The organism is Pseudescherichia vulneris (assembly GCF_902164725.1).
Classification (GTDB): Bacteria; Pseudomonadota; Gammaproteobacteria; order Enterobacterales; family Enterobacteriaceae; genus Pseudescherichia; species Pseudescherichia vulneris.
Genome location: NZ_LR607338.1, coordinates 817,231 through 823,605, shown reverse-complemented (window position 1 = coordinate 823,605; position 6,375 = coordinate 817,231). Strand labels below are relative to the sequence as shown.

Genomic DNA, 6,375 nt, shown 5'->3' with positions numbered 1-6,375 from the left:
GCTTATCGGGCCTTCACCGTTTCAGGCTTTAGAAATAAAAAACCGGAGGCCAGGCTCCGGTTTTTAAGCTGGGGAAATCAAACGACTCAGGCAGGGTTGATTGGCTTCTCGCCGTTCTCATCCTGATCTACCGCGAAGCAGGCCACCAGCTGGCCGCCGTACGATTTCAATTGCGGCTGAAGCTGCGTGCAGGGACCAAAGCGACGACGACAGCGGGCGCTGAAGGCGCAGCCCGGCGGCGGACTCAGCGGGCTAGGCAGCTCGCCGGTCAGCTTGATTCGCTCCCGACGATCGTCCGGATTCAGGCGCGGCGTCGCGGAGAGCAGTGCCTGGGTATACGGATGACGCGGATTGCTGAAAATCTGCTCCTTGGTGCCCTTCTCTACGCAGCGGCCAAGGTACATCACCATCACTTCATCGGCAATGTGCTCTACCACCGACAGATCGTGGGAGATAAAGACGTAGGAGAGACCCAGATCCTGCTGCAGATCCATCATCAGGTTCAGCACCTGCGCACGTACGGAGACGTCGAGCGCCGATACCGGCTCATCGGCAATCACCACGTCCGGATCGAGCATCAGGCCGCGGGCAATCGCAATACGCTGACGCTGGCCGCCGGAGAACATGTGCGGGTAGCGATCGTAATGCTCGGTCTTCAGCCCCACTTTCGCCATCATCGACAGCGCTTTTTCACGCAGCTCTGCTTTGCTGAGGTTGCTGTTGATCTGCAGCGGCTCTTCCAGGATCTGGCCCACTTTTTTACGCGGGTTCAGCGAACCGTAGGGGTTCTGGAAGACAATCTGAATCTTCTGCCGACGCAGCTTCTGCGCCTGCGGATCGTGCTTAAGCAGATCCTGGCCCTGATAGTAGAGCTCACCGCCGGTGGGCGTCTCAATCATGGTCAGCAGACGGCCAAGCGTGGATTTACCACAGCCGGATTCGCCCACCACCGCGAGAGTTTTCCCGCGTTCGAGAGAGAACGATACGCCGTCCAGGGCTTTTACCAGGCGCTCCGGGGCAAACAGCCCTTTCTTCACCGGGTAGTGTTTTTTCAGGTCAATAGCCTGCAACAGCACAGGGGTTGTGGCCTCATGCGTACTCATAGTTAGGCCTCCCGGCATCATCGAGTGGATAGTGACATTTTGAGCGGCGTCCATTGTCCACCAGGTTCAAGCCTGGCTCTTCGACGCGGCATTTGTCCGTAGCATACGGGCAACGCGGATTGAGCAGGCAGCCGGTCGGGCGATCGTATTTACCCGGCACCACGCCCGGCAGCGAGGCCAGACGCGCTTTGTCCTGGTCAAACTCAGGCAGCGCGCGTAGCAGCGCCTGGGTGTAGGGGTGGCGCGGTGCGCGGAAGATCTCGTGCGAACTGCCAGACTCGACGACCTGGCCCGCGTACATCACGATGATTTTGTGTGCCGCTTCGGCCACCAGCGCCAGATCGTGAGTAATCAGGATCAGCGCCATGTTCTCTCTCTGCTGCAGCTCCAGCAGTAGCTCAATGATCTGCGCCTGGATAGTCACGTCCAGTGCGGTGGTCGGTTCATCGGCAATCAGCAGCTTTGGCTGGCAGGCGATGGCCATCGCAATCATTACGCGCTGGCTCATCCCACCGGAGAGCTGGTGCGGGTAGACGTCAAGACGCGACGCCGGATCCGGAATGCCGACCTGGTTTAGCAGATCGATAGCCCGCTGGCGACGGGTGCGTTTGCTGCCGCCCTGATGCACCTTAATGGCTTCCATAATCTGGAAGCCAACCGTGTAGCACGGGTTAAGGCTGGTCATCGGGTCCTGGAAGATCATCGCGACGTCGGCACCCACCAGGTTACGACGCTCTTTTTCCGAGATGCGCTTCAGATCCTGGCCGTTAAACTCCAGCTTCTCTGCCATCACCCGGCCTGGGAAGTCAATCAGGCCCATAATCGCCAGCGAGCTGACGGATTTACCGGAGCCGGATTCCCCGACAATGCCCACCACTTCGCCCTGCTCAACGCTGTAGCTTATGCGGTCTACGGCACGGAACGGTGTCCCTTCGTCGCCGAAGTGCACCGACAGTTGATCAATATTCAATAACGCCATTCTCGTGCCTCTTACTGCTTCAGTTTGGGATCGAGCGCATCACGCAGACCGTCACCCATCAGGTTAAATGCCAGCACCGTCAGCAGGATCGCCAGACCCGGGAAGGTCACGACCCACCAGGCACTCTGTGCGAACTGCAATACGTCGGAGAGCATGGTGCCCCACTCCGGCGTTGGCGGCTGCGCACCCATGCCAAGGAAGCCAAGGGCGGCCATATCGAGAATGGCGTTAGAGAAGCCGAGCGATGCCTGAACGATCAGCGGCGCAAGGCAGTTGGGTAAAATATTGACGAACATCTGACGCATCGCACCCGCCCCCGCCACGCGCGAGGCGGTAACGTAGTCGCGGTTGACCTCAACCAGCACGGCGGCACGCGTTAAGCGCACGTAGTGCGGTAGCGCCACGAAGGTCAGCGCCAGCGAGGCGTTAACGATCGACGGACCGAAGATAGCCACCAGCACCAGCGCCAGCAGCAGGCTCGGCAGCGCCAGCATGATATCGACCACGCGCATGATGATGTTATCAACGAGGCCGCCGAAGTAGCCCGCCACCAGCCCGAGCACGACGCCCATGATCAGTGACAGGACCACCACCAGACAGCCCACCAGCAGCGACAGGCGTGCGCCATACATCAGGCGCGACATCACGTCGCGACCCACGTCGTCGGTACCGAGAATATGCGCCCAGCTGCCGCCGTCCTGCCACACGGGCGGTGCCAGCAGCGAATCACGGAACTGATCCGCCGGGTTATAGGGCGCAATCCAGTTGGCAAAAATGGCAATAATCAGCACCACTACCACATACACCAGGCCCACGACCGCGCCTTTGTTGCGTTTGAAGTAGTGCCAGAACTCCTGCAGCGGCGTCATTGGCACCGGTGCGGAGACAACTTTATCTTGAGTAACTTGTGACATGATGGCCCCTTACTTCTTATGCCGAATACGCGGGTTCACCACGCCATAGAGCAGATCGACCAGCAGGTTAACGAGGATGATCATCGTCGCTACCAGCAGTACCCCACCCTGCACCACCGGATAGTCGCGGCGTTGCAGCGCGTCAATCAGCCAGCGACCCAGTCCCGGCCAGGAGAAGATGGTTTCGGTCAGGATTGCCCCGGCCAGCATCGTTCCCACCTGCAGCCCGATAACGGTCACCACCGGCAGCATGGCGTTACGCAGGGCGTGAACGATAATCACGCGCATGCGGGTCAGGCCCTTGGCGCGAGCGGTACGGATGTAGTCCTCACCCAGCACTTCCAGCATTGCTGAACGGGTCATGCGGACGATTACCGCCAGCGGGATAGTGCCCAGCACGATCGCAGGCAGGATCATATGCGCCAGCGCATCGATAAAGTTGCCCTCTTCGCCCCAGATGGCGGTGTCGATCAGCATAAAGCCGGTGAGCGGATTGCTGTCGTCGAGGAAGACCATATCGCTGACGCGCCCGGAAACGGGGGTCAGGTTGAGCTGCACGGAGACCAGCATGATCAGCATCATGCCCCACCAGAAGATCGGCATGGAGTAGCCGGTCAGGGCCAGGCCTACAGCGGTGTGGTCAAAAATGGAACCGCGCTTCACGGCGGCAAGCACGCCCACCGGAATACCAACGGCCACGGCAAAAATCATGGCGCAGACACCGAGTTCCAGCGTCGCTTGAAAACGCGGCACGAACTCTTCCCACACCGGAAGACGGCTTTTCAGTGAAATCCCTAAGTCGCCGTGCAGAACGCCCCAAACGTAGTTGACGTACTGCTGCCACAGCGGCTTGTTGAGGCCCAGCTCAGCTAACAGCTGCGCATGGCGCTCGGGGGAGATACCACGCTCACCCGCCATGATCATCACCGGGTCACCGGGGATCATATGGACAAAGGCAAAGGTGAGAAGGGTGATACCGATAAACGTCGGGATAACTAATCCCAGACGTCGGAGGATGAACTGCAACATAACCCGGATTCTCTCTGATGACGCACGTCCAGTGACGTGACGTCTGTATTGCTCACAAATCTAACGCCGGGTGGCGCTTCGCTTACCCGGCCTACACTCGTAGGTCCGCGCAAGCGTAGCGCCGCCGGGCATGGGGTGCAGTCGCACCCCTGACGCTTTTTATTATTCGACAGACACGTTTTCGAAGTGGTGTTTGCCTAATGGATCAACAACGTAGCCTTTCACCTCTTTACGCACTGGCTCGTACACGGTGGAGTGAGCGATGATCAGCGCCGGGGCCTGATCGTGCATCACCACCTGAGCCTGTTTGTAGAGCTCAATACGCTTGTTGTGATCGTCCGCAGCGCGTGCCGGCTGGATCAGATCTTCAAACGGCTTGTAGCACCAGCGAGAGTAGTTAGAGCCTTGTTTTGCCGCATCGCAGCTGAACAGGGTAGCGAAGAAGTTGTCCGGATCCCCATTGTCCCCGGTCCAGCCCATCATCACTGCCTGATGCTCGCCTGCTTTAGCACGCTTCAGGTACTCGCCCCACTCATAGGTGACGATTTTGGCCTGCACGCCAATCTTCGCCCAGTCAGCCTGAATCATCTCAGCCATACGGCGAGCGTTCGGGTTGTATGGACGCTGTACTGGCATTGCCCACAGCTCAACGGTGAAGCCTTTATCCTGACCGACTTCTTTCAGCAGCTGCTTCGCCTTCTCTACGTCGTAAGTATAATCCTTGACGTCGTCGTTATAGCCCCACATGGTCGGCGGGATCAGGTTTTTCGCCGCGGTGCCCGCGCCCTGGTAAACGGCCTTGATGATTGCCTCTTTGTTGACCGCATAGGTCAGCGCCTGGCGTACTTTCACATCATCAAACGGCTTTTTCTCGGTGTTGAACGAGAGGTAACCCACGTTCAGGCCCGCCTGCTCCATCAGGTTCAGGTTTTTATCCTGCTTCATACGCGCGATGTCAGCCGGGTTCGGATACGGCATGACCTGGCACTCGTTTTTCTGCAGTTTTGCATAGCGTACAGAGGCATCAGGCGTGATGGAGAAGACCAGACGGTCGATCTGCGGCTTGGTGCCCCAGAAGCCTTCAAATGCTTTGTACAGGATGCGGGAGTCTTTCTGGTATTGCAGCAGCTGGAACGGACCGGTACCGATTGGGTTGAGGTCCACTTTTTCCGGCGTGCCGGCTTTCAGCATGTTATCCGCATACTCTTTTGACAGAATAGAGGCGAAGTCCATCGCCAGGTCAGCCAGGAACGGTGCTTCCGGACGCGAGAGAATAAACTGAACGGTATGATCGTCCACTTTTTTCACTTCGCTAATCAGGTCCGGCAGGCCCATGCCTTCGAAGTATTCGTAGCTGCCGCCAGACACTTTATGGTACGGGTTGTTCGCGTTTTTCTGACGGTCGAAGGAGAACACGACATCGTCAGCGTTAAACTCACGCGTCGGTTTAAATTCTTTATTGTCCTGCCATTTTACGCCCTGACGCAGATGGAAGGTGTAGGTCTTACCGTCTTCGCTGACGTCCCACTTCTCAGCCAGGCCCGGGATAACCTCTGTGGTACCGATTTTGAACTCAACCAGACGGTTATAGATAGGTACTGAGCTGGCGTCGTAGGTTGTACCAGATGTAAAGAGCTGCGGGTTAAACCCTTCCGGCGAGCCTTCAGAACAGTAAACCAGGGTTTTTGCCTGCACACTTGCTGCGACAGTCAGAGCCACCAGGCTGAGACCAAGCTTCAGCATCCCTGACTTCTTCAAGGAAATACTCATTATTCTGCTCCAATGTGATATGTGTTGTTTACCCGTTGCAGCGGGTATAACCGACAAACCTTTATTTATTTTTTACCGGTCTGGTCGGCGGTGCCCAAAGGCAGCGTAAGGGGAGGAGATTCCTTTCAAAAGGTTGACTGAGTTGCAGTGCAGATTCTCCGTGAAATGCCCCTCATGCCCTACAATCTGTCAACAGAATGTCAAAACGTCAATACAGGTAACCGGGTTTTACATCGAAGGTGAGAATTAACAAACAAAGCGTAAAAAAAGCGCAATCCGCTATTTCCAGCAGAGAAATTTGTGCTATAGCCTGGATGGCAGGACGATCAACTCCCTGCACCATATGAACCAGCGTTTTACATTAGCAAATATTGTGAAAAAATTCTGACAGAATGATGAATATCTGAGCGATTAATACCGCGAACGTTAAAACGCACAGCGGAAAATGCTGCATTAGTCATAAGCAACGCGAAAAAAGATTCATCTATGTATAAATAAATACAATGGAATATGTCACAAAACGGTTAACAAACGAGGTGAAAAGTCGGCGGCATGGCAACGCCCGGCGAAAACGATGCAC

At 56.6% G+C, this 6,375-nt stretch carries 5 protein-coding genes; all 5 read right to left on the bottom strand.

All coding sequences use genetic code 11. From position 1 onward, the window contains the following. Nucleotides 1–86 precede the first annotated feature (86 nt). Nucleotides 87–1,103: a dipeptide ABC transporter ATP-binding subunit DppF gene (gene dppF / locus FN633_RS03340; protein ID WP_154056729.1), complete on the bottom strand. Its 1,017-nt coding sequence runs from the start codon at nucleotides 1,101–1,103 to the stop codon at nucleotides 87–89. Next, nucleotides 1,090–2,082 carry a dipeptide ABC transporter ATP-binding protein gene (gene dppD / locus FN633_RS03335; RefSeq protein ID WP_154056728.1) on the bottom strand — a complete coding sequence of 331 codons (993 nt, stop codon included), beginning with the start codon at nucleotides 2,080–2,082 and terminating at the stop codon, nucleotides 1,090–1,092. The genes dppF and dppD overlap by 14 nt, the downstream gene beginning before the upstream one ends. A gap of 11 nt (nucleotides 2,083–2,093) precedes the next feature. After that, complete coding sequence (gene dppC / locus FN633_RS03330; RefSeq protein WP_154056727.1) at nucleotides 2,094–2,996, bottom strand: dipeptide ABC transporter permease DppC; 903 nt, start codon at nucleotides 2,994–2,996, stop codon at nucleotides 2,094–2,096. 9 nt (nucleotides 2,997–3,005) lie between these two features. Further along, on the bottom strand, nucleotides 3,006–4,025 hold the full coding sequence (gene dppB / locus FN633_RS03325) for a dipeptide ABC transporter permease DppB (protein WP_042394042.1): 1,020 nt from the start codon (nucleotides 4,023–4,025) through the stop codon (nucleotides 3,006–3,008). A 162-nt stretch (nucleotides 4,026–4,187) separates the two neighbouring features. Beyond that, a complete protein-coding gene (gene dppA, locus FN633_RS03320) occupies nucleotides 4,188–5,795 on the bottom strand; it encodes a dipeptide ABC transporter periplasmic-binding protein DppA (RefSeq protein WP_154056726.1) in 1,608 nt (535 codons plus the stop codon). Nucleotides 5,796–6,375 lie beyond the last annotated feature (580 nt).